Source organism: Agrobacterium albertimagni AOL15 (assembly GCF_000300855.1).
Taxonomy (GTDB): domain Bacteria; phylum Pseudomonadota; class Alphaproteobacteria; order Rhizobiales; family Rhizobiaceae; genus Allorhizobium; species Allorhizobium albertimagni.
The window spans coordinates 194,963-220,504 of the sequence record NZ_ALJF01000011.1 but is presented as its reverse complement, the minus strand read 5'-3'; the positions used below and the strand labels follow the sequence as shown (position 1 = coordinate 220,504).

General features: G+C 62.0%; 24 protein-coding genes. 17 read left to right on the top strand and 7 right to left on the bottom strand.

What is annotated here, in order from left to right:
- Positions 1-74 precede the first annotated feature (74 nt).
- Positions 75-1,385 carry a xylose isomerase gene (gene xylA, locus QWE_RS14975; RefSeq protein ID WP_006726994.1) on the top strand — a complete coding sequence of 437 codons (1,311 nt, stop codon included), beginning with the start codon at positions 75-77 and terminating at the stop codon, positions 1,383-1,385.
- 246 nt (positions 1,386-1,631) lie between these two features.
- On the opposite strand, the gene greA is transcribed toward xylA, so the two are convergent.
- Both greA and QWE_RS14965 read right to left on the bottom strand, forming a co-directional pair.
- On the bottom strand, positions 1,632-2,114 hold the full coding sequence (greA, locus tag QWE_RS14970; protein WP_006726993.1) for a transcription elongation factor GreA: 483 nt from the start codon (positions 2,112-2,114) through the stop codon (positions 1,632-1,634).
- A 120-nt stretch (positions 2,115-2,234) separates the two neighbouring features.
- Positions 2,235-3,254 carry a LacI family DNA-binding transcriptional regulator gene (locus QWE_RS14965; RefSeq protein WP_006726992.1) on the bottom strand — a complete coding sequence of 340 codons (1,020 nt, stop codon included), beginning with the start codon at positions 3,252-3,254 and terminating at the stop codon, positions 2,235-2,237.
- Positions 3,255-3,430: 176 nt separating this feature from the next.
- Here QWE_RS14965 and QWE_RS14960 point away from each other — a divergent pair, with 176 nt between their 5' ends.
- The 4 genes from QWE_RS14960 (at position 3,431) to QWE_RS14945 (ending at position 8,284) form a co-directional block, all read left to right on the top strand.
- Positions 3,431-4,957 (top strand): sugar ABC transporter ATP-binding protein, encoded by a 1,527-nt coding sequence (locus QWE_RS14960; protein ID WP_006726991.1) that lies wholly within the window; start codon positions 3,431-3,433, stop codon positions 4,955-4,957.
- 98 nt (positions 4,958-5,055) lie between these two features.
- A complete protein-coding gene (locus QWE_RS14955; protein WP_006726990.1) occupies positions 5,056-6,066 on the top strand; it encodes an ABC transporter permease in 1,011 nt (336 codons plus the stop codon).
- Positions 6,067-6,135: 69 nt separating this feature from the next.
- Positions 6,136-7,089 (top strand): substrate-binding domain-containing protein, encoded by a 954-nt coding sequence (locus QWE_RS14950; RefSeq protein WP_040300290.1) that lies wholly within the window; start codon positions 6,136-6,138, stop codon positions 7,087-7,089.
- A gap of 142 nt (positions 7,090-7,231) precedes the next feature.
- Positions 7,232-8,284 carry a sugar phosphate isomerase/epimerase family protein gene (locus tag QWE_RS14945; RefSeq protein WP_006726988.1) on the top strand — a complete coding sequence of 351 codons (1,053 nt, stop codon included), beginning with the start codon at positions 7,232-7,234 and terminating at the stop codon, positions 8,282-8,284.
- Positions 8,285-8,286: 2 nt separating this feature from the next.
- On the opposite strand, the gene QWE_RS14940 is transcribed toward QWE_RS14945, so the two are convergent.
- Entirely contained in the window at positions 8,287-8,922 is a 636-nt protein-coding gene (locus tag QWE_RS14940; protein WP_006726987.1) for a CatB-related O-acetyltransferase, read from the bottom strand.
- A gap of 184 nt (positions 8,923-9,106) precedes the next feature.
- Between QWE_RS14940 and QWE_RS14935 the strand changes: the two genes are divergently transcribed.
- Both QWE_RS14935 and QWE_RS14930 read left to right on the top strand, forming a co-directional pair.
- On the top strand, positions 9,107-10,279 hold the full coding sequence (locus tag QWE_RS14935; RefSeq protein WP_006726986.1) for a Gfo/Idh/MocA family protein: 1,173 nt from the start codon (positions 9,107-9,109) through the stop codon (positions 10,277-10,279).
- Between the two features lie 355 nt (positions 10,280-10,634).
- On the top strand, positions 10,635-12,008 hold the full coding sequence (locus QWE_RS14930; RefSeq protein ID WP_006726985.1) for a GH1 family beta-glucosidase: 1,374 nt from the start codon (positions 10,635-10,637) through the stop codon (positions 12,006-12,008).
- Positions 12,009-12,049: 41 nt separating this feature from the next.
- Here the strand turns inward: QWE_RS14930 and QWE_RS14925 are convergent, their stop codons facing one another.
- Positions 12,050-12,445 (bottom strand): winged helix-turn-helix transcriptional regulator, encoded by a 396-nt coding sequence (locus tag QWE_RS14925; RefSeq protein WP_006726984.1) that lies wholly within the window; start codon positions 12,443-12,445, stop codon positions 12,050-12,052.
- 161 nt (positions 12,446-12,606) lie between these two features.
- On the opposite strand from QWE_RS14925, the gene QWE_RS14920 reads away from it, so the two are divergent.
- The 3 genes from QWE_RS14920 to QWE_RS14910 all read left to right on the top strand — a co-directional run bounded on the left by QWE_RS14920 (position 12,607) and on the right by QWE_RS14910 (position 15,978).
- Positions 12,607-13,245 (top strand): NAD(P)H-dependent oxidoreductase, encoded by a 639-nt coding sequence (locus QWE_RS14920; RefSeq protein WP_006726983.1) that lies wholly within the window; start codon positions 12,607-12,609, stop codon positions 13,243-13,245.
- Between the two features lie 181 nt (positions 13,246-13,426).
- Complete coding sequence (locus QWE_RS14915) at positions 13,427-15,661, top strand: putative bifunctional diguanylate cyclase/phosphodiesterase (protein ID WP_052018199.1); 2,235 nt, start codon at positions 13,427-13,429, stop codon at positions 15,659-15,661.
- Between the two features lie 68 nt (positions 15,662-15,729).
- On the top strand, positions 15,730-15,978 hold the full coding sequence (locus QWE_RS14910; RefSeq protein ID WP_006726981.1) for a hypothetical protein: 249 nt from the start codon (positions 15,730-15,732) through the stop codon (positions 15,976-15,978).
- 27 nt (positions 15,979-16,005) lie between these two features.
- Here QWE_RS14910 and trhO read toward each other — a convergent pair whose 3' ends face one another.
- Entirely contained in the window at positions 16,006-16,950 is a 945-nt protein-coding gene (trhO, locus tag QWE_RS14905; RefSeq protein ID WP_006726980.1) for an oxygen-dependent tRNA uridine(34) hydroxylase TrhO, read from the bottom strand.
- 172 nt (positions 16,951-17,122) lie between these two features.
- Here trhO and QWE_RS14900 point away from each other — a divergent pair, with 172 nt between their 5' ends.
- The 4 genes from QWE_RS14900 to QWE_RS14885 are packed head-to-tail and all read left to right on the top strand — an operon-like array spanning position 17,123 to position 21,787.
- A complete protein-coding gene (locus QWE_RS14900; RefSeq protein ID WP_006726979.1) occupies positions 17,123-18,640 on the top strand; it encodes an ABC transporter substrate-binding protein in 1,518 nt (505 codons plus the stop codon).
- A complete protein-coding gene (locus tag QWE_RS14895) occupies positions 18,637-19,572 on the top strand; it encodes an ABC transporter permease (RefSeq protein WP_006726978.1) in 936 nt (311 codons plus the stop codon). Before QWE_RS14900 ends, QWE_RS14895 begins: the two co-directional genes overlap by 4 nt.
- Positions 19,569-20,387 carry an ABC transporter permease gene (locus QWE_RS14890; protein ID WP_006726977.1) on the top strand — a complete coding sequence of 273 codons (819 nt, stop codon included), beginning with the start codon at positions 19,569-19,571 and terminating at the stop codon, positions 20,385-20,387. Before QWE_RS14895 ends, QWE_RS14890 begins: the two co-directional genes overlap by 4 nt.
- Entirely contained in the window at positions 20,384-21,787 is a 1,404-nt protein-coding gene (locus QWE_RS14885; RefSeq protein ID WP_006726976.1) for an ABC transporter ATP-binding protein, read from the top strand. Before QWE_RS14890 ends, QWE_RS14885 begins: the two co-directional genes overlap by 4 nt.
- On the opposite strand, the gene QWE_RS14880 is transcribed toward QWE_RS14885, so the two are convergent.
- Positions 21,784-22,692, bottom strand: a complete 909-nt coding sequence (locus tag QWE_RS14880) for a CHAD domain-containing protein (protein ID WP_006726975.1) — start codon at positions 22,690-22,692, stop codon at positions 21,784-21,786. The two genes, QWE_RS14885 and QWE_RS14880, sit on opposite strands and share 4 nt — an antisense overlap.
- The gene (locus QWE_RS14875; protein WP_006726974.1) at positions 22,682-23,164 is read right to left on the bottom strand and encodes a CYTH domain-containing protein; all 483 of its coding nucleotides are present in this window, start codon (positions 23,162-23,164) and stop codon (positions 22,682-22,684) included. Before QWE_RS14875 ends, QWE_RS14880 begins: the two co-directional genes overlap by 11 nt.
- Positions 23,165-23,321: 157 nt before the next feature.
- On the opposite strand from QWE_RS14875, the gene QWE_RS14870 reads away from it, so the two are divergent.
- The 3 genes from QWE_RS14870 (at position 23,322) to QWE_RS14860 (ending at position 25,539) form a co-directional block, all read left to right on the top strand.
- Positions 23,322-23,960 carry a 2-dehydro-3-deoxy-phosphogluconate aldolase gene (locus QWE_RS14870; RefSeq protein WP_006726973.1) on the top strand — a complete coding sequence of 213 codons (639 nt, stop codon included), beginning with the start codon at positions 23,322-23,324 and terminating at the stop codon, positions 23,958-23,960.
- A gap of 87 nt (positions 23,961-24,047) precedes the next feature.
- On the top strand, positions 24,048-24,746 hold the full coding sequence (locus QWE_RS14865; protein ID WP_006726972.1) for a tellurite resistance TerB family protein: 699 nt from the start codon (positions 24,048-24,050) through the stop codon (positions 24,744-24,746).
- A gap of 103 nt (positions 24,747-24,849) precedes the next feature.
- Positions 24,850-25,539 (top strand): GNAT family N-acetyltransferase, encoded by a 690-nt coding sequence (locus QWE_RS14860; RefSeq protein WP_006726971.1) that lies wholly within the window; start codon positions 24,850-24,852, stop codon positions 25,537-25,539.
- Positions 25,540-25,542 lie beyond the last annotated feature (3 nt).

Genomic DNA, 25,542 nt, shown 5'->3' with positions numbered 1-25,542 from the left:
ACCCCGGACCTAACGGTCCGACCCTCCCCCTCAAGGGGAGGGTGGAAACACAAACACACCAAGGAGGACTACCCATGAGCACAGGTTTCTTCGGCAATATCCAGAAGATCAAATACGAAGGCGAAGGCAGCACCAATCCGCTGGCCTTCCGCCATTACAATCCCGACGAAGTCGTTCTCGGCAAGCGCATGGAAGACCATCTGCGCTTTGCCGTTGCCTACTGGCATACCTTCGTGTGGCCGGGCACCGACCCGTTCGGCGGCAACACGTTTGAGCGTCCGTGGTTTGAGGACACGATGGCTGCAGCGAAGATGAAGGCCGATGTCGCCTTCGAATTCTTCCAGCTGCTCGGCACGCCCTACTACTGCTTCCACGACGCCGATGTTCGCCCCGAGGGCAACAGCTTCGCCGAGAACACCAAGAACCTCAACGAGATCGTCGACTATTTTGCTCAGAAGCAGGCAGAGACCGGCGTCAAGCTGCTCTGGGGCACGGCGAACATGTTCTCGCATCGCCGCTACATGTCGGGTGCGGCGACCAATCCCGATCCTGACGTCTTCGCCTTTGCAGCCGCAACCGTGAAGACCTGCATGGACGCGACGCTGAAGCTCGGCGGCGAGAACTATGTGCTCTGGGGCGGTCGCGAAGGCTATGAGACCCTTCTCAATACCGACCTTGGACGCGAACTCGACCAGATGGGTCGCTTCCTCAATCTCGTTGTTGAATACAAGCACAAGATCGGCTTCAAGGGCGCGATCCTGATCGAGCCGAAGCCGCAGGAGCCGTCGAAGCATCAGTATGACTATGATGTCGCTACCGTTTACGGCTTCCTGAAGCGCTACGGTCTCGAAAACGAAGTGAAGGTGAACATCGAGCAGGGCCATGCGATCCTCGCCGGCCACTCCTTCGAGCATGAGCTGGCACTTGCCAATGCTCTGGGGATCTTCGGTTCGATCGACATGAACCGCAATGACTACCAGTCCGGCTGGGATACCGACCAGTTCCCGAACAATGTTCCGGAAATGGCGCTGGCCTATTACCAGGTCCTGCAGGCTGGAGGCTTCACCACCGGTGGCACCAACTTCGACGCCAAGCTGCGCCGTCAGTCGCTCGACGCCGAAGACCTGCTGATCGGCCATATCGGCGGCATGGACTGCTGCGCCCGCGGCCTCAAGGCTGCCGCCAAGATGGTGGAAGACAAGGCGCTCTCGGCTCCGCTCAACAGCCGTTACGCCGGCTGGGACAAGGCCGAGAACCAGAAGATGCTGCGCGGCGAAGAAAGCCTCGATGCGATCGCCGCCCGCGTCGAAGCCCAGAACGTCAACCCGAAGCCGGTTTCCGGCAAGCAGGAACTGCTGGAGAACGTGGTCAACCGCTACGTTTGATCTGAGGGTATAAATGCACAGAAGGGCCGGGGCGCAAAAGTGTCCCGGCCTTTTGCATTCTTGAACGGCCGTCATCCTCGGGCTTGTCCCGAGGATCTACCAAGGGTGGTCGCGGTTTGGACGGTTCAGAAAGCCGGGCGGGCTCAGCGGTTGCCCGAAGAGTCGAGGTTCCGGCAGGCGGCAATAGATCCTCGGGACAAGCCCGAGGATGACGGCGGTGAAAGGACGTTGCCCTCCAGGCTACCGTCACCCGATCGCCGTGATCTCCAGCTCCTGGTCGCCGACCGTCACGACATCGCCCACGCTCTTGCCCATCAGGCGGGTTGCAACGGGTGAGACGAATGAAATCGACCCTTCCTTCGGATCGGCCTCGTCCTCGCCGACGATGCGGTAGGTCTGGACGCGGCCGTCATCGCGTTCGAAGGTGACCTTGCTACCAAAGGCAACCACCATGTTGTCGACCGGATCCGGAATCACCTGGGCGGTGTGCAGCCGCTCCGTCAGGTATTTGAGGTCACGATAGGGCACGGCCGACTGGCGTCGCCGCTCATTGATGTCCTCGACCGCCTGTGCCGCGAGATAGGCGGCGCGGGCCTCTTCCGCCTGGGCCTGCAGGAGCTTCAGGCCTGTCGCCGTCACCAGGTTCGGATGGGGCGAGATCGGGCGGTCCGGCAGATGGGTTTCTGCGGCGGTTTCCGAACTTTCTTCCTTGGTGAAGGCGACACTCATCTGGGGTTTCAGGTTGCTGAGGCAGGGGCTGGCTTTCGAACTGCCAATATAGGGGTATGTCGGTCAACGGCCCAGACCGAAGATGGGTCCATCGGCACCAGGTGGCGCGAGACGGCGAGGCTAGCGTTTGGCCGGTCCGGTCACCGAGCCGCGCACGATCAGGTCCGGCATCAGCAGGATTTCCTGGCGCTCTGTCGGGCGCTCGGCGAGCGACTTGATCAGCAGCGACATGGCCTGGCGGCCAATTGCCGTGCGGGGCTGGCGGATGGTCGTGAGCGCGGGGTTCACATAGGTCGCCTGGGGCACGTCGTCGAAGCCGATGACGGAGAAATCATGCGGCAGGTCGTAGCCGCGGGCGGTCAGGCCGTTGATCACGCCAACGGCGGTCGCATCATTGACGCACATGAAGGCTGTCGGCAGCTGATCGCGCATGAAGAGCTGCTCGACGGCAAGTCGTCCGCTTTCGATCGTACCTTCGCCTTCCAGTACAAAGCGTTGGTTCGGCGGGATGCGGGCGGCGTCGAGCGCCTTGTCGAACCCCTGGCGGCGGCGCTGGTGGCCAAGCCGCGTCTTGCTGTCGCCGATGAAGGCGATTGCGCGGTGGCCAGCCGAAAGCAGATGTTCAGCCGCCTTCCGGGCGCCTGCGACATCATCGACGCCGACATAGGAGATTTTCGAGCCGAAGACCGGTTCGAAGACGGCGACCGAAGGCGGCAGTCGCTGGCCGACCACCTGATGGCCGAAGGGTTCGTGGCCTGTGAAGAGAACGAGGCCTGTGGCCTGGCCGGAGCTCAGGAACTTGAGATACTCAAGCCCACGTTCGGGATCGTTTTGGGTGTGACCGATCAGGACGCCGAAGCCATGGGCGCGCGCTTCGTTTTCAAGTCCGATCAGGGTCGAAGAGAAATTCGGGTCGCCAATGTCGGGGGCGAGGATCAGGATCATGTTCGACCGGCCCATGCGCAGCGAGCGCGCCATGGCATTGGTCGTGTAGCCGGTGATGGCAATCGCTTGGTTCACCCGCTGGCGGGTCGATTTCGCCACCTTGTCGGGGGTGTGGATCGCACGACTGACCGTCGCGATCGACACTTCCGCGATGCGCGCCACGTCCTCGATCGTCGCTGGTGCTGTGTCCGGCACGCGCCCTTATCCCCTATCCGTCTGGAATCGTTGGAGACCTTACATTCCCAGCCTCAGCTGCGAAAGCGGAAAGGGAACAAAAACTCTCCGTGATGTGATGATGTAAACCTTTACATCAGGCATGTAAAGGTTTACACAAATGGCATGGCGGTTGAGGAGCCGCTGGGGAGGATTGCATGACATTGGCTGGGGACGAAGCGCGGACACCCGTGCTCGTGGCGGAGCGAATTTCCAAATCATTTGGCGAAGTCCAGGTGCTGTTCAGCGTGGATTTCGACGTCTTGCCGGGCGAGGTTCACGCGCTCATGGGCGAGAATGGTGCTGGCAAATCGACGCTGGTGAAAATACTCTCAGGTTTCGAGCAGGCGACGGCCGGTCGCATCCTGCTGGACGGCGAGCCCGTGACGCTGCCAGCCAATGGGGCGGCCGAAGCGCTCGGCATCGTGCTCATCCACCAGGAATTCAATCTTGCCGATCATCTGACGGTGACCGAGAGCCTGTTTCTCGGTCGCGAAGTCACGCGCTTCGGTCTGCTCGACCGCGCAACAATGCGGGCGGAGGCGCGGCGTGTGCTCGACCAGCTTGGCTCCAGAATCGACGAGAATGCGCTGATCAGCTCGTTGGCGGTCGCCGACAAGCAGATGGTCGAGATTGCCAAGGCGATCAGCCGCAAGGCGCGCATTGTCTTCATGGACGAGCCGACGGCGGTTCTGTCGCGTGACGAGACCGAAGTGTTGTTTGACCAGGTGCGCAAACTGCGTGCGCGGGGAACGAGCTTCGTCTTCGTCTCCCACAAGCTCGACGAGGTGATGGAGCTGACCGACCGGGTGACGGTGCTGCGCGACGGCCAATGGGTGAAGACTGCGCCGACCTCGGCGCTCGACAGCGAGGCGATCGCCCAGCTGATGGTTGGTCGTGAATTGTCTAGCCTCTATCCGACCAAGCATGAACCCAATGTCGACGAAGAGATCGTGCTTTCGGTTCGGGATCTGACGACGGGGTTTGTGAAGAATGCCAGCTTCGAGCTGAAGCGTGGCGAAGTGCTCGGCTTTTCCGGCCTGATCGGGTCAGGCCGCACCGAGCTGATGGAGGCGGTGGCGGGTCTGCGTCCGCGTCTGTCCGGCGAGGTCAGGCTCAAGGGTGCCGTGCTTAACGCCGGTGATTTCCGCGAAGCAAACCGGCGTGGGCTCGCCTATATGACCAAGGACCGCAAGGGCAAGGGCCTGTTGCTGGGCGAGGGCATGACGGCGAACCTGACGCTGCAGTCGATGGACAATCATGTGCGTCACGGCTATCTCGATCCCGGCAGCGAGGCGAAGGCAATGGCGCGGGCGAAGCGCCGCTTCGATATCCGCGTGCGCGACGACAAGGTGCGGGTGGGGCGCATGTCGGGCGGCAACCAGCAGAAGCTGCTGCTGGCCAAGATCATGGAAGTCGAGCCCCAGATCATCATCATCGATGAGCCGACACGCGGCATCGATGTCGGCACCAAGCAGCAGATCTATCATTTCATCGCAGCGCTTGCCCGCGAGGGGCGCTCGATCATCGTCATCTCCTCTGAGATGCCCGAGGTGATCGGTCTTTGCACGCGGGTGGCCGTGATGCGCGAGGGCCACATGGTCGGTCTGCTCGAGGGCGAGGACATCAACGAACAAACGATCATGCGCTACGCCGCCGGCCTGAAACGGCAGATGGCGAGCTAGGTGAATGCAACAGCCTGGCGGCAAGACCGGGCTTGAAAACGAAGACTTCAGGGTGCGCGACCTCAAGGCTGGGGTGCGTGGGAGGAGACGGGAAGACCATGACTGCCGAGACTGAAACGAACACACCTGGCCGTCCACGCCGCACCTTTCGCGATGTGGACCTGCGTGCCGTCGCACCCTTTGCTGCGCTGCTGATCCTTCTAATCATCGGTGCGCTGGTGAACCCGAACTTCATTGGCCTCACCAATCTCGCCAATGTCGCAACCCGCTCTGCCTTCATTGCGATCATCGCCGTTGGCGCGACTTTCGTCATCTCCTCGGGCGACCTCGATCTCTCCGTCGGTTCAATGGTGGCCTTTGTCGCCAGCCTGATGATCCTCTTCATGAATTCCGGCGCCATTGCCGATCCTGGCCTCATGATTGCCGCGGCCATGGCACTTGCCATCATCATTGGTTCGCTCTGCGGTCTCGCCAACGGGTTGATCACCACCGTCGGCAAGATCGAGCCCTTCATCGCCACACTCGGGACCATGGGCATCTATCGCGGTCTGACGACCTGGCTCTCCCAGGGCGGCGCGATCACCCTGCGCGATGCCGAGCAACAGGCGCTGTATCGCCCGGTCTATTTCGGCTCGATCCTTGGTATTCCCGTACCGATCGTCATCATCCTTGTCGTGACCGCGATTGCTGCCGTCGTCCTCTATCGCACGCGCTATGGTCGTCATGTGGTGGCCGTCGGTTCAAACCGGGATGTGGCGCGCTATTCCGGCATTGCGGTGGACCGCGTACGCACCATCGCCTTCGTCATCCAGGGGCTCTGCGTCGCAATTGCCGTGCTGCTCTACGTGCCGCGTCTTGGTTCGACCTCGGCGACCACGGGTATTCTCTGGGAGTTGCAGGCGATCACCGCGGTTGTCGTCGGCGGTACGGCGCTGAAAGGCGGGGCGGGGCGTGTCTGGGGCACGATCTGCGGCGCCTTCATTCTCGAGCTTGTCGGCAACATCATGCTGCTCTCGAATTTCATCTCCGAATATCTGATCGGCGCCATCCAGGGCACGATCATCATCATCGCGATGCTCGTCCAGCGATCGCTGGCGCGCAAGGCGTAAGGAAACGGCCGGGCAGGAGGGTCGCCCGGTCCGTTCGAACTCGACCCTCGTCACTTTGGGAGGAAACCAATGCATAAGAAACTTATGGGCATGGCCGTCGCCATGACCGCGCTCGTGTCGATCTTCGGCGTGGCGCAGGCCCAGGACACCAAGACGATCGGCGTCTCGATCCCGGCTGCAACACACGGCTGGACATCGGGTGTGATCTATCATGCCGAACGTATCGCCAAGCAGCTGATGGAGCGTCATCCGGGCCTCAACGTCGTCGTCAAGACCTCTGCCGATCCGTCCAGCCAGGCGAATGCCGTGCAGGATCTTGCGACGCAGGGCATCGATGCGCTCGTCATCCTGCCGACGGATCCGGATCCGCTGGTCAACGCCATCCGCCAGATCAAGGACAGCGGCAAGTTCGTCGCGCTCGTCGACCGCGCACCTTCGGTCAACGACAACACCGTCCGCGATCTCTATGTCGCCGGCAACAACCCGGCTCTCGGTGAAGTCGCCGGCAAGTATATTGCCGAGACGACCCCGGACGCCGAAGTCGTCGTCATCCGCGGCATGCCGATCCCGATCGATCAGCAGCGCCAGGACGGTTTCGACAAGGGTATTGAGGGCTCGAACGTCAAGATTCTCGACCGCCAGTTCGGCAACTGGAACCGCGACGATGCCTTCAAGGTCATGCAAGACTACCTGACCAAATATCCGAAGATCGATGTGGTCTGGTGCCAGGATGACGACATGGCTGTCGGCGTGCTGCAGGCCATCGAGCAGGCCGGCCGTACCGACATCCAGTACATCATCGGTGGTGCCGGTTCGAAGGACATGATCAAGAAGGTCATGGATGGCGACAAGATGGTTCCGGTCAACGTTCTCTACCCGCCGTCGATGGTCGGTACCGCGCTGGAAATGACGGCTGCCGCCCTCTACGACAGCGTTCCGGTGCATGGCACCTACACGCTGGATGCGACGCTGATCACGCCTGAAAACGCGGAAGGCTACTACTTCCCGGATTCGCCGTTCTGATCTCGGAAAATTTAAGCGCAATCGGTCTGCCCGGGTTTTCCCGGGCAGACTTTTCACCATAGGCATCATTGCGGTTGTGTCGAAAATCCATCTCCTGTAATCGTTTACGGAAACGTTGCAGGGATCTCAGGGAGGAGAATTCATGAAGACGATCAAGGGACCGGCGATCTTTCTCGGTCAGTTTGCGGGTGATGCCGCGCCATTCAATACCTGGGATGGAATTACCAAATGGGCCGCCGACAAGGGCTATGAAGGCGTGCAGGTGCCGACCTGGGCCGGCCAGCTGATGGACCTGAAAAAGGCCGCCGAATCCAAGGATTATTGCGACGAGCTTGCCGGCGTGGCGCGGGCGAACGGCGTCGAAATCACCGAACTTTCCACCCACCTTCAGGGCCAGCTGGTTGCGGTTCATCCGGCCTATGACGAAGCCTTTGACGGCTTTGCGGCGCCGGAAGTTCGTGGCAATCCGAAGGCGCGCCAGGAATGGGCCGTGCAGCAGGTCAAATATGCGCTGAAGGCCTCCCGCAATCTCGGCATCAAGGCGCATGCGACCTTCTCGGGCGCGCTCGCCTGGCCCTATATCTACCCGTGGCCGCAGCGCCCGGCCGGTCTCGTCGAGACAGCGTTTGACGAACTGGCGCGCCGCTGGCTGCCGATCCTCGATTATGCCGAGGAGCAGGGTGTCGACGTTTGCTACGAGATCCATCCGGGTGAAGACCTGCATGACGGGGTCACCTTCGAGATGTTCCTCGAGCGGGTGAAGAACCATTCTCGCGCCAACATGCTCTATGACCCCTCGCACTATGTGCTGCAGTGCCTCGACTATCTCGACAACATCGACATCTACAAGGACCGGATCAAGATGTTCCACGTCAAGGACGCGGAATTCAATCCGACCGGCCGGCAGGGCGCCTATGGCGGCTACCAGGGCTGGGTCAACAGGGCAGGGCGCTTCCGCTCGCTCGGCGACGGCCAGGTCGATTTCGGCGCGATCTTTTCGAAGATGGCAGCGAATGATTTCGACGGCTGGGCCGTTGTCGAATGGGAATGCGCGCTGAAGCATCCGGAAGACGGCGCCCGCGAGGGTGCGGATTTCGTCCGGGCGCATATCATCCGCGTCACCGAGAAGGCCTTCGACGACTTCGCCTCCGGCGGCACGGACGATGCCGCAAACCGCCGGATGCTGGGTCTCTGAGATTAGACCTTCTTGAGGGCGGCGATGTCGCCGCTCTCGAGGTGGGGCAGTGCGCGTTCGATCCTGTCGAGCGGCCAGTCCCACCAGGCGAGGGTGAGCAGATCGGTGATCTCTTCATCCGTGAAGCGCATGCGGATCACGGTTGCCGGATTGCCGCCGACGATGGCGTAGGGCGGCACATCGCGGGTGACGACGGCGCGGGCGGCAATGATCGCGCCAGAACCGATTGTGACCCCCGGCATGATCGTTGCGCCATGGCCAATCCAGACGTCGTGGCCGACAACGGTGTCATGGAAGGGCAGGTCCTGATAGCCGTCGATGGTCTCGGGGCTGAAGACGCGGAAGGGATAAGTGGTGACACCCGTCATGGCGTGGTTGGCCGAACTGGTGATAATGATCGCCTCGCGCGCGATCTGCACGAAGCGGCCGATGACCAGTCTTTCCTGGCTGAAGGGATAGAGATAGGGCGCAAGAATTTGCGCCGTTTCTTCCGCTCTGCCGGAATGGGTGAAGTAGCTGAAGTCGCCGACCTCCATGCGCGGATGATCGATGACGGCGGCAAGCTGAACGGTCTCGCGATAAAGCGTGCTATCGGCGAGCGTAATGGGATGGGGTTGTCTCGGGTCGAGAAAAGGCATGGTTGAGATCCTTGCAAAAGCTTGGCTTCGGCGTCGCGTCAATCGCTGACACCGGCTTCAAATGCTTTGCCTCTGAAGAGGCGGATCTCAGTTGTTCACTGTCAGGGCATCCTTCTTTACGGATGTCAGTCTAACGGATCTGGAGCGTGAACTCCAGACGCAGCTTAAAGAAGGAGGACGCATCATGGCGATCGAAGCGAGCAAAACGGGCGAGCGGACACCGAAGATCCGGCTTGGCATGGTCGGCGGCGGGCAAGGGGCGTTTATCGGTGCTGTGCATCGCATGGCGGCCCGGCTGGACGATCATTATGATCTCGTCGCCGGTGCGCTGTCGTCGACGGCGGAGAAGTCCCTCGCTTCGGGGCGCGATCTCGGGCTGGACCCGGAACGTTGCTATGGCTCTTTCCAGGAGATGGCGGAGAAGGAAGCAGCGCGGGAAGACGGCATCCAGGCGGTGTCGATCGTGACACCGAACCACGTGCATTTTGCTGCCGCCAAGGCTTTTCTCGAAAAGGGTATCCATGTCATCTGCGACAAGCCGCTGACATCCAATCTCGAAGACGCCAAGGCGCTCAAGGCCATTGCCGACAAGGCCAAGGCCCTGTTTATCCTGACGCATAACTATACTGGCTATCCGATGGTTCGCCATGCGCGTGAACTCGTCGCGTCCGGCGAACTCGGTGATATCAGGCTGGTGCAGATGGAGTATCCGCAGGATTGGCTGGCTGAACCTGTCGAACAGACCGGTGCCAAGCAGGCCGTCTGGCGCACTGATCCGGCACAATCCGGTGCTGGCGGCTCGACAGGCGACATCGGCACCCATGCCTATAACCTCGGCAGCTTCATCTCGGGCCTGGAGCTCGATGAGCTGGCAGCCGACGTGCATACCTTCGTCGAGGGCCGACGTCTCGATGACAATGCGCATGTGATGCTGCGATTCAAGGGCGGCGCCAAGGGCATGCTGTGGTGCAGCCAGGTGGCGACCGGCAATGAAAACGGGCTGAAGGTCCGCATCTACGGCACCAAGGCCGGCATCGAATGGACGCAGGCCGATCCGAACTATCTGTGGTTCACGCGTCTCGGTGAGCCGAAGCAGCTGATCACGCGCGGCGGGGCAGGGGCGAATGCCGCTGCGGCGCGTGTGACACGGATCCCCTCGGGGCATCCGGAGGGCTATCTCGAAGCTTTCGCGACGATCTACACGGAAGCGGCTCATGCCATCAATGCGGCGAAGGTCGGTACTGCCGTCGATGCGGCTGTGGTCTATCCAACGGTGGATGACGGCGTGAAGGGTGTGGCCTTCGTCGAGGCCTGCATCGCGTCTTCAAAGCAGAATGGCGGTTGGGTGAAGGTGTAAGATTTATCTTCAGGCTCTCCCGCCAAGGATTGCCCCTCACCCTACCCTCTCCCCGCAGGCGGGGAGAGGGGGGAATGTTTGGCCAGCGGCGAGGCATTCTCCCCGCTCGCGGGGAAAAGGTGCCCGAAGGGCGGATGAGGGGCAGGGGTTGATGGGCCATGCAGATGCCTCGCCGAACCGCTCCTCAACCTGCCTCCGCTGCGCTCCGACCCTCCCCTCAGGGAGAGGGTGATCTAACTGCAACGTTGCAGTTTTTTCTGTCCGATGTCTTCACCGCGTCGTCCGATTGCTCTAAACCGCTCATCGACTGACCAGCGGCGGCCCTTCCGCCTCGACCCGACGAAGGACATTTCCCATGATCGATTCCAAGGCTCTCGCCTCGCGTTTTCCCGGTGACTTCCTCTTTGGCGTCGCCACAGCCTCCTTCCAGATCGAAGGGGCATCGAAGGCGGATGGGCGCAAGCCCTCGATCTGGGATGCGTTCTCCAACATGCCGGGCCGTGTATTTGGGCGGCACAATGGCGATATGGCCTGCGATCACTACAATCGCTGGGAAAGCGATCTTGATCTGATCAAGGACATGGGCGTCACCGGCTATCGCTTCTCGATCGCCTGGCCGCGCGTGCTGCCTGACGGGACCGGACCTGTTAATGAGAAGGGCCTCGATTTCTACGACAACCTCGTCGACGGGTTGAAGGCGCGTGGCATCAAGGCCTATGCGACGCTCTACCATTGGGATCTGCCGCTGGCCCTGATGGGCGAGGGCGGCTGGACGGCGCGGTCGACGGCGCAGGCGTTTCAGCGCTACACCAAGGTCGTCATGGAGCGGCTTGGCGATCGGCTGGATGCGGTTGCGACCTTCAACGAACCCTGGTGCTCGGTCTGGCTCAGCCATCTCTACGGCATTCACGCCCCCGGCGAGCGCAGCATGGATGCGGCCCTGCATGCGCTGCATTACACCAATCTGGCCCATGGTCTTTCGGTGCAGGCGATCCGCGACGCGGCGCCGAAAGTGCCTGTCGGGCTGGTGCTGAATGCGCATGAGACGCTTGCGGGTTCCGACAGCGCTGCCGACACGGCCGCTGCCGAGCGGGCGCATCAGTTCCACAACGGCGTCTTCTTCGATCCGGTCTTCAAGGGCGAATATCCGGCAGATTTTCTCTCCGCACTCGGCCATCGTATGCCCAAGATCGAAGAGGGGGATCTTGCGATCATCAACCAGAAGCTCGACTGGTGGGGGCTCAACTACTACACGCCGATGCGCGTGGCCGACGATCCGACGCCGGGTGCGGAATTCCCGGCGACCGTCAATGCGGCACCCGTGTCGGACGTGAGAACCGATATCGGCTGGGAGGTCTATGCGCCGGCGCTGAAGTCGCTCGTCGAGCGGCTCTATGCCCGCTACGACCTGCCGGTCTGCTACATCACCGAGAACGGCGCCTGCTACAACATGGAAGTCGAGGGCGGTGAGGTCGAGGACCAGCCGCGGCTCGATTACTACGCCGAGCATCTCGACAAGGTCGCCGATCTGATCGCCGGTGGCTATCCGATGCAGGGCTATTTCGCCTGGTCGCTGATGGACAATTTCGAATGGGCGGAGGGCTACCGGATGCGCTTCGGTCTGGTGCATGTCGATTACGACACCCAGGTCCGCACGATCAAGAAGAGCGGCAAATGGTATCGGGATCTTGCCTCTGACTTTCCGAAGGGGAACTTCAAGGCGGATTGACCGGGCAGGGGGGGGCTTTCGGCCCCCGCACGTCTAGGTGATCAGCCCAACTTGATCAGCTTGTTGCCGAGGTCGGCTTCGTTACGACGGTCAAATTCGGCGCGCGCCGTCTGGATGCGCTCGTGATGGGTGAAGACCCAGCCGCCGAGTGCGCGGATCGGCTCGCCGAAGGATCGGCCGAGATCGGTCAGCGCATATTCCACCTTGGGCGGCACGGTCGGATGCACCGTGCGTTCGACAATGCCGTCCCGTTCCAAAGCGCGGAGCGTCAAGGTCAACATGCGCTGGGATATGCCAACGACAGATCGCTTGAGATCTGAAAAGCGCTGCGGCCCGTCTGCCAGCATCATGATGACCAGAACCGTCCACTTGTCGCCCAGTCTTGCTAGCATTTCGCTGACGGTCTGGCACTTGGTCGGGTCATAATTGTCGCACATGGCGGTTCCAATCGTTCCATCGGTGTAACCTGGTATCAAACATGTGCCTTCTTGCACAAATTTTCCGGTTCCCTATCTAGGCCTGGTTACGAATTTATACCAGACCCGACCGGCCGTGCCAACTCCCGTGGCGCCTTGAGGGTTGAAACAGGAGCGACACCATGTCCGAATTGATCGAAAAGCTGAACTGGCGTTACGCCACCAAGAAGATGGACCCGTCCAAGACCGTGTCCGAAGACAAAGTCGAGCGCATTCTCGAAGCGGCGCGCCTGGCTCCGACCTCCAGCGGGTTGCAGCCTTTCGAAGTCATCGTGGTGACGAACAAGGACGTGCGCGCCAAGATCCAGGAAATCGCCTGGAACCAGGCACAGGTGACTGAAGGTTCGCATCTGCTCGTCTTCGCCGCTTGGGACAACTACACGGTCGAGCGCATCAACCACATGTTCGACCTCACGAACGATGAGCGCGGCTTCAAGAACGAGGGCTTCGAGAACTATCGCCAGATGCTGCTCGGCATGTATCCGGGCCGCGACGCGGACGTGAATTTCGAGCATGCCGCCCGCCAGGCCTATATCGGCTTTGGCATGGCGGTTGCTGCCGCCGCCTTCGAAGGTGTCGATGCGACCCCGATGGAAGGCTTCGACGCGGCCAAGCTCGACGAAATCCTGGGCTTGCGTGAAAAGGGCCTGCGCTCGGTCACGATCCTGCCGCTCGGCTATCGTGCCGCAGAAGGCGACTGGCTTGCCGGCCTGAAGAAGGTACGCCGTCCGAAGGACGAGTTCGTCTCCGTCGTCGCCTGACCATTCATCGATCCATGTCGGCACCTCCAGGTCGACCTCGAGGGCTCCGGGAAACCGGGGCCCTTTCTTGTCTGAATATCAAGATATTCAGGTGGTTGGTTGTTCTGCATGCCGTTCCGTCTGTTAAGTCAAATTGAACACATTTCGACGCAAGGTGTGGCTTCAGCCTTGGGTAAATCGTATGCGGCTTCACCATTTGGACAGACGGCTACGGCCACTCGCCACCCGACGGGTGGCAGTCGCAGCCTTGCTCGTCGTTTTCGCAGTCATGGCGATGATGGTGGCCTCGATCGTGATGACCGCGCTCGATCGTGTCGCAAGCTATGCCAATCATCTGGACGAGGAACGCTCGCGCGAAACGCTGGTCGGCGCCGTCCAGACCTTCGAACATCAGCTGGGCGCGACACTGCTCGACTACACCGCCTGGGATGATGCCGCGACCAATGCCTATGTCCACAAGGACATGGCCTGGATGATCAGCAATTTCGGCGACATGACCTTCGACAGCGATCTGTTCGACGTCGCGATCGTGCTCGATGCCGAGGGTCGTCCGATGATGGCCTATTCCGACGGCCACCCGGTCGAGGGAGATGCCAGCGGCTATCTGACGCCGGCGCTGATGGGGCTCTTCGACAAGGTGCGTTCCGGTGAGAGTGGCCTGACACCGCAGGCCCTGGGCTTCATCCGTACCCAAAAGGGGATCGGCTCTGCCGGTGTTGCCCTGATCCGGCCAAAATCAGGCGAGATCGGCACTCCCCCCACAGATTGGGTCTATCTCGCTTTCATTCGGCATCTTTCACCGCTTACGGTAAAGCGACTGTCCGACGCATATGTGCTTCCCGGCCTCATTCTTGTGCCGCCCACGTCGAGCAATGCCTCCGTCACGATATCTGCCCCTTCCGGTCAGGCCATCGCCTCCCTGGCCTGGTCCCCTCGTGCCCCAGGCGATCAGAGCCGTGAGCAGGTCGCGCCCCTGATCAAGGCGGCGCTGGTTATCGTCACCATCTATGCCGTCCTGCTCGTGATCATCGGCAATGCCGAGTTGCGCCGCGTACGGGCCGATGAAGCCAATGCCGTCCAGCTCGCCCAAACCGACCGCCTCAGCGGGCTCCTCAATCGAGCCGGCCTGACCCAGTTGCTTGAGGATCAGGTGCGACGCGGGCGCGACGCCAACGAAGACGTCGTCCTGCTCTATCTCGATCTGGATGGCTTCAAGGAGGTGAACGACGCCTATGGTCATGCGACGGGCGATCGGCTCATCCGGGCGGTCGCTGCCGGCCTCTCGGTTCTCGTCGGGGATGCTTCGGCACTTGCCCGGATCGGCGGCGACGAGTTCGGTATCGTTTTGACCGGCAAGGATGCGCAGGAGCGGGCCCTTGCTCTTGCAAGCTCGATCATTGCCTTCTTCGACGAGCCGGTACTTCTCGGGGAACGGACCGTCGTGGTCGGTTGCAGCATCGGCATCTGCGTATCCGAGGGCGGTCTTGTCGACGGCGGCGAGCTGACCCGGCGTGCCGACATGGCGATGTATTCGTCGAAGGATGGTGGTCGTGGCCGCTGGACGGTTTATGACCCGCGCATGGACGAGGAGCGGCAGAGCCGCAATCAGATGGAAATCGATCTGCGCGAGGCGATTGCTCGCGGCGAGATCGAGGTCGTCTACCAACCGGTCGTCGATGCCAAGACCTTTGCCCTTGTCAGCGTCGAGGCGCTGGCGCGCTGGACGCGCCGGGGCCATGGGCCGGTGTCGCCGGATGTTTTCATTCCGATCGCCGAGACCAGCGGCCTGATCGACCAGCTCGGCCTCTGCGTTCTCAGCCAGGCGCTGCGTCAGCTCGGCCACTGGCCGGAGCTGAAGCTTTCGGTCAACGTTTCTCCCGGCCAGTTCCGCGATCCGGCCTTTGTCGATCATGTCGCCGCGACCTTCGAGGAGGCGCGCATCGAGCCTGGTCGTGTCGTCCTGGAAATGACCGAGACCTATTTCATCCAGAGCCCCGAGCGGGCACGGCTCGCCATGGACCGGCTGCGGTCACTCGGCCTCAGGATCGCCCTCGACGATTTTGGCGCGGGTTTCTCGAGCGTCGGCTATCTCAGACAGTTCGGCTTCGACCGGATGAAGATCGACCGGTCGCTCGTTCAATCACTGGATCGCGGCCATCGGGCGGTGGAAATGCTGCAGGCGACCGTGGCGCTGGCGCGCTCGCTTGGCATCCCCGTAACGGCCGAGGGCGTCGAGACAGAGCAGCAGGCCGTTATCCTCCGGATTGCCGGCTGTGACCAGCTGCAGGGCTATCTGTTCGGCCGTCCGCAGTCACCGGACGAGATTGCCGCGCTGATGCTGAGACCGATGGAATTGCGGGCAAAGGCTGCCGAACTCGCCTTTGCCGGCGGCCGCGATAGCGGTGCTTCGGCCTGAGCGCCGTAAACGGCTTTGGGAACCGATTGCCGGGCTTGCGCCTTCTCCTTTCAGAAAGGAGACATTCCATGTTCACCACAGACACCTGGCTTAGAATTGTCTGCAGCATGATGATCAATGCCGTGATCTTCGGAGCCGGCGCCATTCTCGTGCTGTCGGTCCCGGCTTTGGCTGTTCATGCCAAGGTCCTGCTGCCGCTCGTCGTCATTGCAGCCTTTGCCGCAGCGCCCTTCTTCGCGCTGGTGGTCGCACCCCGTATGCGGTTCAGAAACTGGGGCCGTAGAGACTGGAAGCGCGGAGACGCGATTTCCGGCTGATCCGGCCAAACACTCAATCGGCGGCGGTCAGCCGCCGATATGGCGCTCGCCGCGCTTCTTGGCGAGCGCGATCTGCAATTGACGCTGACGATAGCGGTCCCGGTCGGCCTCGGTGCGCTCGGGATAGCAGTGGCTGCAGGAAACGCCTTCCTCGTAGTGGGGATGCGTTAGTTCCTCTGCCGTGATCGGGTTGCGGCAGGCGTGGCAGAGCCTGTGATTGCCCTCTTTCAGGCCGTGGGTCACAGACACGCGCTCGTCGAAGACGAAGCAGGCGCCGTCCCAGAGGCTCTGTTCTTCCGGCACTTCCTCCAGATATTTCAGGATGCCGCCCTTGAGGTGGTAGACCTCGTCAAAACCCTGCTGCTTCATGAAGGCGGTTGCCTTTTCACAGCGGATGCCGCCGGTGCAATACATGGCGATCTTCGGCTTGTTGTGCAGGCCGGGATTGTTCTTCACCCAATCCGGAAACTCACGAAACGTCTTGGTGTTCGGGTCGACGGCGCCGCGGAAAATGCCGATGGCGGTTTCGTAGTCGTTGCGCGTGTCGATAACGATGGTCTCGGGAGCTGAGATTAGATCGTTCCAGTCTTTCGGATCGACATAGGTGCCGACGATCTCGTTGGGGTCGATATCCTCGACGCCCATGGTGACGATTTCCTTCTTCAGCCGAACCTTCATGCGCAGGAAGGGCATCTTGGATGCCCGGCTTTCCTTGTGCTCCAGGTTCGAGAATTCCGGCTGGCTACGAATGTAGGCAAGCACCTTGGCGATCGCGGGGTCGGTACCGGCAATCGTGCCGTTGATGCCTTCATGGGCGATGAGCAGCGTGCCCTTGACGCCTTCCGCCTTGCAGAGCGTTTCGAGTGGCTCCTGGAAGCTCTCGAAGCGCGAGAACTTGGCAAAGTGATAGAGGGCAGCGACGCAAAAGGCGCCGGTTGTCTCAGGGCGGGGGGCTGAAGTGTGTTCGGTCATGGTCTGCGAAATACCCCCTCGGCCCCTGCTGTGCAACGGTTTTCCGTGCGCCCAGGCAAGTTTGAAAATCGTCAAGTCGATGCGCGCTTGTGAGTTGGTGCGTCGCAGCACTGGACAGCGCGAAAAGCTTTGAGTAGAAAAATGTAACTTTATAACATTATAGGTGATCCTAATGTTCAGGAATATCTTCGCAGCCTCACTCGCGCTTCTGCTTGCCGGTGCCGCACCCACCATGGCGGACGATGGCGTCGTCGACATCGTCGCGCCCTTTGAAATCGGCGGTCTCGATCCGTCAAAGTCGGGCGACATCTTCCTGCGCATGGGGATCGTCGAGACCCTGGTCGAGGCGGACAAGGATGGCAATCCGGTTCCCGCACTCGCCAAGAGCTGGACGGTCAGCGAGGACGGCCTGACCTGGCGCTTCGAGTTGCAGTCGGGCGTCACATTTCAGGATGGCACGGCGCTGACGGCCGAAGCGGTTGTCACAGCACTGAAGATTGCCAAGGACAAGGCCGGACTTCTGAGCAAGGCACCGATCGGCGACATCAAGGCCGAAGGGGAGGGCACGGTCGTTGTCTCGCTCTCCAAGCCTTTCGTGCCGCTGCTCGCCTTCCTTGCCGAAAACCGTGCCCAGATCCTGGCTCCGGCCTCCTATGAAGGCGCTGACGTCAAGGCGATCATCGGGACAGGCCCCTTCAAGCTGACGAAGATTGAGCCGCCGCAGAGCCTCGCCGTCGAGCGCTTCGCCGACTACTGGGGCGACAAGCCCGAAATCGAGAAGGCGACTTATCTTTCGGTGAGCCGCGCCGAGACCCGCGCGCTGATGGCCGAGAGCGGTGACGCCGACTATGTCTTCAACCTCGATCCCGCCAGCCGCACGCGTCTTTCCAAGAGCGACAAGGTCGTCCTGCAGTCGGTGTCGATCCCGCGCAGCGTGCTGCTCAAGGTCAATGCCGGTCATCCTTTTCTCGCGGATGTCAAGGCGCGCGAGGCGCTGAGCCTCGCCATCGACCGGGAAGGCCTTGCTGTTGCCATCCTGCGTTACCCGGCGGCTGCGACCCAGCTTTTCCCACCGAGCCTGAAGATCTGGCACAATGCCGATCTGGCACCGCTCGGCTATGATGTCGACAAGGCCAAGGCGCTTCTGGCCGAGCTTGGCTGGACGGCGGGTGCGGATGGGATACTTCAAAAGGATGGCAAACCTTTTGCACTGACGCTGACCACCTATCCCGATCGCCCCGAACTGCCGCTGATTGCCGCCGTCCTGCAGGATCAGTTGAAGGAGATCGGCGTTGCGCTCACCATCAACTCGACCAATTCATCCGAAATCCCGGCCAAGCATCAGGATGGTTCGCTCGAACTGGCGCTGATGGCGCGCAACTTTGCCCTGGTGCCGGACCCGATCGGCACCATGCTTTCCGACTACGGCCCGGGTGGTGGTGACTGGGGTGCCATGAACTGGACGAATGCCGGCTTCGAACAGGCGCTTGATGATCTGACCCGCGTCACGGACCCCGCTGAAGGCGAGGCGCTGCGCCATCAGGCCGTGGCCGCAATCCAGGCCGAGCTGCCTGTCATTCCGCTCGCCTGGTATCAGCAGACGGTCGCCTTTTCGCCGAAGCTCGAGGGGGCGGCGATCGATCCGTTCGAGCGCAGCTTCGGTCTTCAAACCATGCGGTGGGCGAAATGACGAAGGCCATTGTGAACCGCCTGATCCAGGCGGCTCTGGTGGCGTTCATGGTGGGGCTCATCTCCTTCGTGATGACACGGTCGCTTCCGGGCGACCTTGCCTACCGGATCGCTGCCGGCCGTTATGGCTATGACGTTGTCGACAGTGCGGCCGCGGCCAAAGTCGCGGCCGAACTCGACCTCGGCAAGCCGGCGATCATCGCCCTCTTCGACTGGATGGCCGACCTCTTGCGCTTCGATCTCGGGACCTCCCTGGTGACGGGCAAACCCGTCATCGAAGAGATCGGCATGCAGCTCGGTCACACGGTCCAGCTGGCTCTCGCCGCCATCGTGCTGTCGCTGTTCATCGGACCGCCGCTCGGCATTCTTGCGGGCCTCAGGCCTGGCGGGGTGCTCGACCGTGCGCTGATGCTGGTTTCGACGGGTCTTCGTGCCCTGCCGCAGTTCGTTGTCGGCCTGGTCCTGATCATCATCTTCGGGATCACCTTCAATCTTCTGCCCGTGGCAGGCCACACTCATGGTGCCCATCTCGTGCTCCCGGCTCTGACGCTGGCGCTCGGTCTTGCTGCCGTCTCCAACCGGGTGGCGCGGGATGCCATGGTCGCCGTTTCGCGCTCGCCCTACTACGCCTTCGGCCGCACCAAGGGCTTGAGCGAGTGGCAGGTGTTCTCGCGGCATGGCTTGCGCAATGTCGCCGTCCCGATCGTCACCTATCTCGGCGTGCAGTTCGTCTATCTCGTCGAGGGGGTCGTCGTTGTCGAGACGCTGTTTGCCTGGCCGGGCATCGGCCATGCTTTGGTGCATGCGATCTTCGGCCGCGATGTGCCGATGATCCAGGGCACAGCACTCGTCATGGGGCTGATGTTCGTCGCGCTCAACGCGTTGGTCGATCTCTTCTGCCATGGCATCGACCCGCGGAGACGCAGCACATGACGACACTCGATTACGTGGCGCCGCGCCCGACGCGCTGGCCGATGCGTCGGCTGGCTGGCGTGGCCATTCTGGGCGGGCTCCTGGCTTTTGCCTTCCTCCCGCTTTTGATCGGCGGAGCCGATCCGCTCAAGCAGACCCTGCGCTATAGCCTGCAGGGGCCGAGTGCTGCCGACTGGTTCGGCTTTGACCATCTCGGCCGCTCGATGCAGGCGCGGCTTGCGGCAGCCCTTCGCCTGTCGCTGGGGCTCGCGCTGTTGTCCGTCTTTACCGCGATGATCCCCGGCGTGCTGCTCGGTGTGCTTGCGGCCTGGCGCGGTGGTTTTGCCGATCGCGCCGTGGGTGCGGTGTCCGAGGCCTTTCTGGCGCTGCCCGGCTTGTTGCTGGTGCTGATGTTGACGGCGATCGTGCCCGACAATCCGGCCATGCTCTATATCGGCATTTCGCTGGTACTCTGGGTCGAATACTTCCGCCTGACCCGCGCCTTGGCACGACCACTGCTGATGTCGCCAGCGGTCGAGGCGTCACGTCTGCTCGGCTTCGGTCCCGCCTATATCCTGCGCCGGCATCTCTGGCCGGAGCTTAAGCCCATGATTCTGACGGTGGCCGCCTATGGCGCTGCCTCTGCGATCATGGCAATTGCGGCGCTCGGCTTCGTCAGCGTCGGGGTCCGCCCGCCGACCCCGGAACTCGGATCGATGATGATCGAGCTTCTGCCTTATTACCAGGAGGCGCCGCATGCGCTTCTGCAGCCGATCGCCGTCATCTTCCTGATGGTGCTCGCCCTGCAACTGATCGCCGGAAAGGACAAGCCATGACCATTCTTCTTTCCGTCGACGGGGCTTCGGTCTCTGCCAGCACTGGCGAAATCGTTGCACCGGTTTCGTTTTCCCTCAAGACCGGACAGCCTTTCACCATTCTCGGCGAAACCGGCTCGGGCAAGAGCTTGCTTGCCCAAGCAATCATCGGCCTCTTGCCGCAGGGGCTCACCGCCACCGGCTCGCTGACTATCGGTGGTCAGACGCTGTCTCTGGCCGAGCCGAAGCTCTTTCGGAAACTCTGGGGGCGGACGGTCGGCGTCCTGCCGCAGGAGCCATGGCTGGCGCTCGATCCGACCATGGTCGCGCTCGACCAGGTGGCCGAGGGGCATCGTTATCTGGGGCGTCTCGACGAAGATGGGGCCGTCTCGGCAGCGCGCACCGACCTCGAAGCGCTTGGTGTGCTCGATGCCGAGGCAAAGCTCCCGGGTCAGCTTTCCGGCGGTATGGCGCAACGTGTCGCCTTTGCAGCCGCGCGTGCCGGTGGGGCGCGCATCATTATCGCCGACGAGCCGACCAAGGGGCTCGATGTTGCCCGCCGAGACGAGGTGATCGCGCTTCTGATGCAGGAAGTGCAGGCGGGGGGCACCGTGCTCACCATCACGCATGATCTGGCGCTCGCCCGGCAGATGGGCGGTGATCTCGCCGTCATGCTGGAGGGCAAGATCGTCGAAGCGGGCAATGCGGCGGACGTGCTGGCATCGCCCTCGCATGACTATACGCGTCGGCTGATCGCCGCCGAACCGGAGAACTGGGCTCAACGGGCTTCGGTCGTTCCTGACGGTACCGACCCGATCCTGATCGCTTCCGGCCTGAAGAAGGCGCGGGGTGGCAAGCTGTTGTTTGCCGGGCAAGATCTCTCGCTTCGTCCCGGCGAGATCGTCGGGATCACCGGACCGAGCGGCTCGGGCAAGAGCTCGCTTGGGGACGTGCTGCTCGGGCTTTTGAAACCCGATGCGGGCGAGGTCATCCGCCTGCCGCAGGCGTCCGCCATCCGCTACCAGAAGCTCTATCAGGATCCGCCCTCGGCCTTTCCGCAGAAGATCACGCTCGGGGAGGCGATTGCCGATCTCATCCGCCTGCACAGGCTGGACAGGACCCGTGTCGGGCCACTGATGGAGCGGTTGCGGCTATCACCCGTGTTGTTGATGAGGCTGCCGACGGAGGTGTCTGGCGGAGAACTGCAGCGTTTCGCTCTTTTGCGCGTGCTGCTGCTCGATCCGGTCTTTCTGTTTGCCGATGAGCCGACCTCGCGTCTCGATCTGATCACCCAGCAGGAGACCATCGATCTCTTGACGGAATTGGCGCGGGAGCGGAACTGCGCGGTTCTGCTCGTCAGCCACGACGCGGCCCTGATCGAGAAGACCTGCGATCGCCAGGTGCGGATCGGCTCCGACTAAGCCGTGGCCCGCAGCCACAGTGTCTCGATGACGCCGGCCTCGTCTTTCGCGGGGTCGGCGAACACCTGTCCGGCCAGGGCGATCGCCTCGCGGCGCAGGTCCTGCTGGCGGCGGATGATGATTGCCAGCAGGAAGGACTGTCCTTCGCCGTTTCCGAAGAGCTCGGGCTCATGGTCGAGCAGGGCGGTCAATACCGTGAGATCATGTTCATGCCCAAGCAGGTCAACCAGCCTCTTGGCGTCCCGACGTTTGGCGGCAAAGGCACTCGGCCAGAGCTCGCGTAGCAGCGAGAGGTTCATCCAGTAGGCCTGGGCCGCTTTGCGCAGGTCATGATAGGCCTCGCCATGGCCTTGTCCCTCGCAGAATTCCAGCGCTTCGGCCGCCCGCTGCAGGCCTTTGCGCCAGCCTCTGGCCAACAGGCGTGCCGCATGTCCAGGTTTCGAGGGAAGTTCAAGTGCATCGAGCGCTGCATGGGCAGCATGGCACTGGTCGATCGCGTGCTGAACCTTGTCCTCGAGATCCATTTCGGAGGAGGCGATGTCGTCGCGCCTGAGGACGAGGACGGTTCGGGCCGCATCCAGCGTCTCCGCTTCATCATCGGTCAGCGTGTGCTCTGAGAGATGGTCGACGGTTTCGATCAGGGCTGTCGCGTCGCGCACGACGGAGAGGCTGCGGGCCGTGTCGCGAATGCGGGCGTTCTCCTGGCGCCGGAACGTCTTGTCGGCGGAGGCGACGAGCCGGTAGAGATTGCGGACACGCTTGAACTTCTTGCGGGCCTCATGGATCGCCTCGTGCAGACCGTCGGGTCTGGTCTCGAGCGCCGCGATGGCGCGCTCCAGCTGTTCGCGGGCGATCCGCCTGACTTCTGTCTCCAGTCCCGCGTCCGGGCTGATCCTATAGGGCATGCACCAGCCCCGGCCGGCTCCGCTGGGTCGCAAGGGCCTGGTTGGAATAGCGCTTGTCTCCCGTCACCTCACGGCCGAGCCAGGCGGGCAGTTTGGGATCATCGGTTTCCGACTGCATCTCGACTTCGGCGATGACAAGGCCGCGGTGATGGCCGGCGAAGACGTCGATTTCCCAGGTGAAGCCGGCAAAATCGACAGTGTAGCGGGTCTTGTCGATCACATGACCGTCGGCAATGCCGATCATCTCGCGGGCGTCGTCTATGGGGATGGAGTATTCGAATTCGTCGCGCACCAGCAGGTCGGTGCCGAACTTCAGCGTGACCAAGGCGGTCTCGTCATTCTTCGTCCGGATGCGCACCGAGCGGTCGCTTTCAGCGCAGATATAGGCCTGCCTGATCCGGGTCTCGGAGGTAACATTGCTCTTCCAGGCATCGTCCCGCACAAGAAACTTGCGTTCGATTTCCTTCGCCATACGCTCACGCTCCGAAAAATATTACGCCGCTGAAGCATAGCGGAGGCGGTCGTGTTAGGAAACTGGAAAGATTCCGTGCTAGCTCTCGGGCTCGACATCCAGGCCGCAGCGGGTTAGTGAAAGGCCGATCTAATCGTTTTAAAAAGAGGGTTCTGCCATGGGCGACAAAACCGAAAAGCTCCTCTCCACCCTGAAGCTTCAGCCGGTCGTGCCGGTTTTGATCGTTGAGGATGCCAAGACGGCGGTGCCGCTCGCGCGCGCTCTTGTCGCAGGCGGATTGAAGGCGATCGAGATCACGCTCCGGACCGATGCCGCCCTTGAAGCCGTTCGGCTCGTGGCACAGGAAGTCGAAGGCGCCGTGGTCGGTGCAGGCACCATCCTCAACGCTGCTCATTATGCCGCAGCCGTCGATGCGGGTTCGCAGTTCATCGTCAGCCCCGGCACGACGCAGGAATTGCTCGACGTGGCGAGAAGCTCCGACATTCCGCTTCTGCCGGGTGCGGCCACCGCGTCCGAAGTGATGGCGCTGCGCGAAGAGGGCTACAAGGTCCTGAAGTTCTTCCCCGCCGAACAGGCCGGCGGTGCGGCCTATCTCAAGGCCCTGTCCTCGCCGCTCGCCGGAACGCTGTTTTGCCCGACCGGCGGCATCTCGCTGAAGAACGCCATGGACTATCTCTCGCTGCCGAACGTCGTTTGCGTCGGCGGCTCCTGGGTTGCGCCGAAGGAACTGGTTACGGCCGGAGACTGGGCCGGCATTACCAAGCTTGCCAGCGAAGCCTCCGCGCTCAAGGGTTGACATCTGCGTCAGCACTTTCACGTAGCTCTTTGTAATGTCGCGGTCGCTTCCTATCTAGGGGGCGACCGTTTCAACAAGGAGACCGCGATGTTTGACGCCAAGAAGCTGCTGGATCAATTCCTCGGATCGCAGATGCCGGGAGCATCCGGCTCGATCGGCCAGAAGGGGAACGATATCCTCGGTATGGCGAAGGCCAACCCGTGGAAGAGCGGCGCGCTGGCAGCCGTGCTGCTGGGCACGAAGACCGGTCGATCGCTCGGCGGCAATGCCCTGAAGCTCGGCGGCCTCGCCGTGATTGCCGGTCTCGGCTATCAGGCCTACAAAAATTATCAGACGGGTCAGAAACCCGAGCCGACACAGGCCTTGCCAGAACTTCTGCCGCCGCCGCAGGATTCGCCCTTCAGCACCGAGCCCCAGGCCGTCTCGAATGACTTTGCCCTGTCGCTGGTGCGGGCGATGATCGCAGCCGCCAAAGCCGACGGGCACATCGATGCTGCCGAGCGGGCGCGCATCATGGACAAGGTTCACCTCTCTGGTCTCGGCACGGAAGCCGAAGCCTTCATCGAGGCCGAGCTTGCGAAGCCCATCGATCTCGATGCACTCGTCGCCTCGGCCAAGACCGAGGAGCAGAAGGTGGAAATCTACACCGCCTCGCGCCTGACGATCGAGCCTGACACCCGCACCGAGCGTGGCTACCTGGACATGCTGGCCGGTCGTCTCGGCCTGCCGGATGCGCTGGTCGATCATATCGAGGCCACCGTCGCCTCTGCGAAGATCAGCCTCTGACCTTTGCTGCGGCATCCGGTCCGGGCTCGGTCCTGCCCGGACGGTTGCCTTTGCCGGCTCCGTGCCCTAAGCCTCGGGCCATTGTTTTGCCCGAGGCGTTTTCATGCGTGACCTGTCCACTTTCAAGGGATGTCCGGCGCCCCAGCCCGTGAGGCTGGAGGGGCGCTTCGTCGTCGTCGAACCCTATGATCGTGCGGCGCATTTGGAAGCGCTCTGGAACGGCCTTGGCGGGATGGCGATCAATTCGCTTCTCACCTATTTCACCCAGCCCGATTTCAACGGTATCGAGGATTTCGACACCTGGCTTGCGGCTGTCCAGAAAGGTGGCTGGGTCACCGAGGTCTTCAGGGATAAGGAGACGGGCAAGATCGTCGGTATGGCAAACTACATGCGGCCCGATCCGGCCAATGGCGTCGTGGAAATCGGCGGTGTGGCGCACGGTCCTGCCATGAGCCGTTCGCCGCTTTCGACCGAGGCGCATTACCTGCTCGCCCGGCATGTCTTCGACGATCTCGGCTATCGCCGCTATGAATGGAAGTGCCACAACGAGAACGAACCGAGCAAGGTCACGGCGAAGCGTTATGGCTTCAGTTTCGAGGGCGTGTTCCGCCAGCACATGCTGTCGAAGGGAAAGAACCGCGACACAGCCTGGTTTTCGATGATCGACAGCGAGTGGCCATTGATCCGCGCTGCCTTCGAGGCTTGGCTTTCGCCTGAGAATTTTGACGAGGCCGGTCGCCAACGGCGGCGGCTGGAGGATCTGCGGGCCGAGCTCGCGTCCTCAGACCCCTGATAG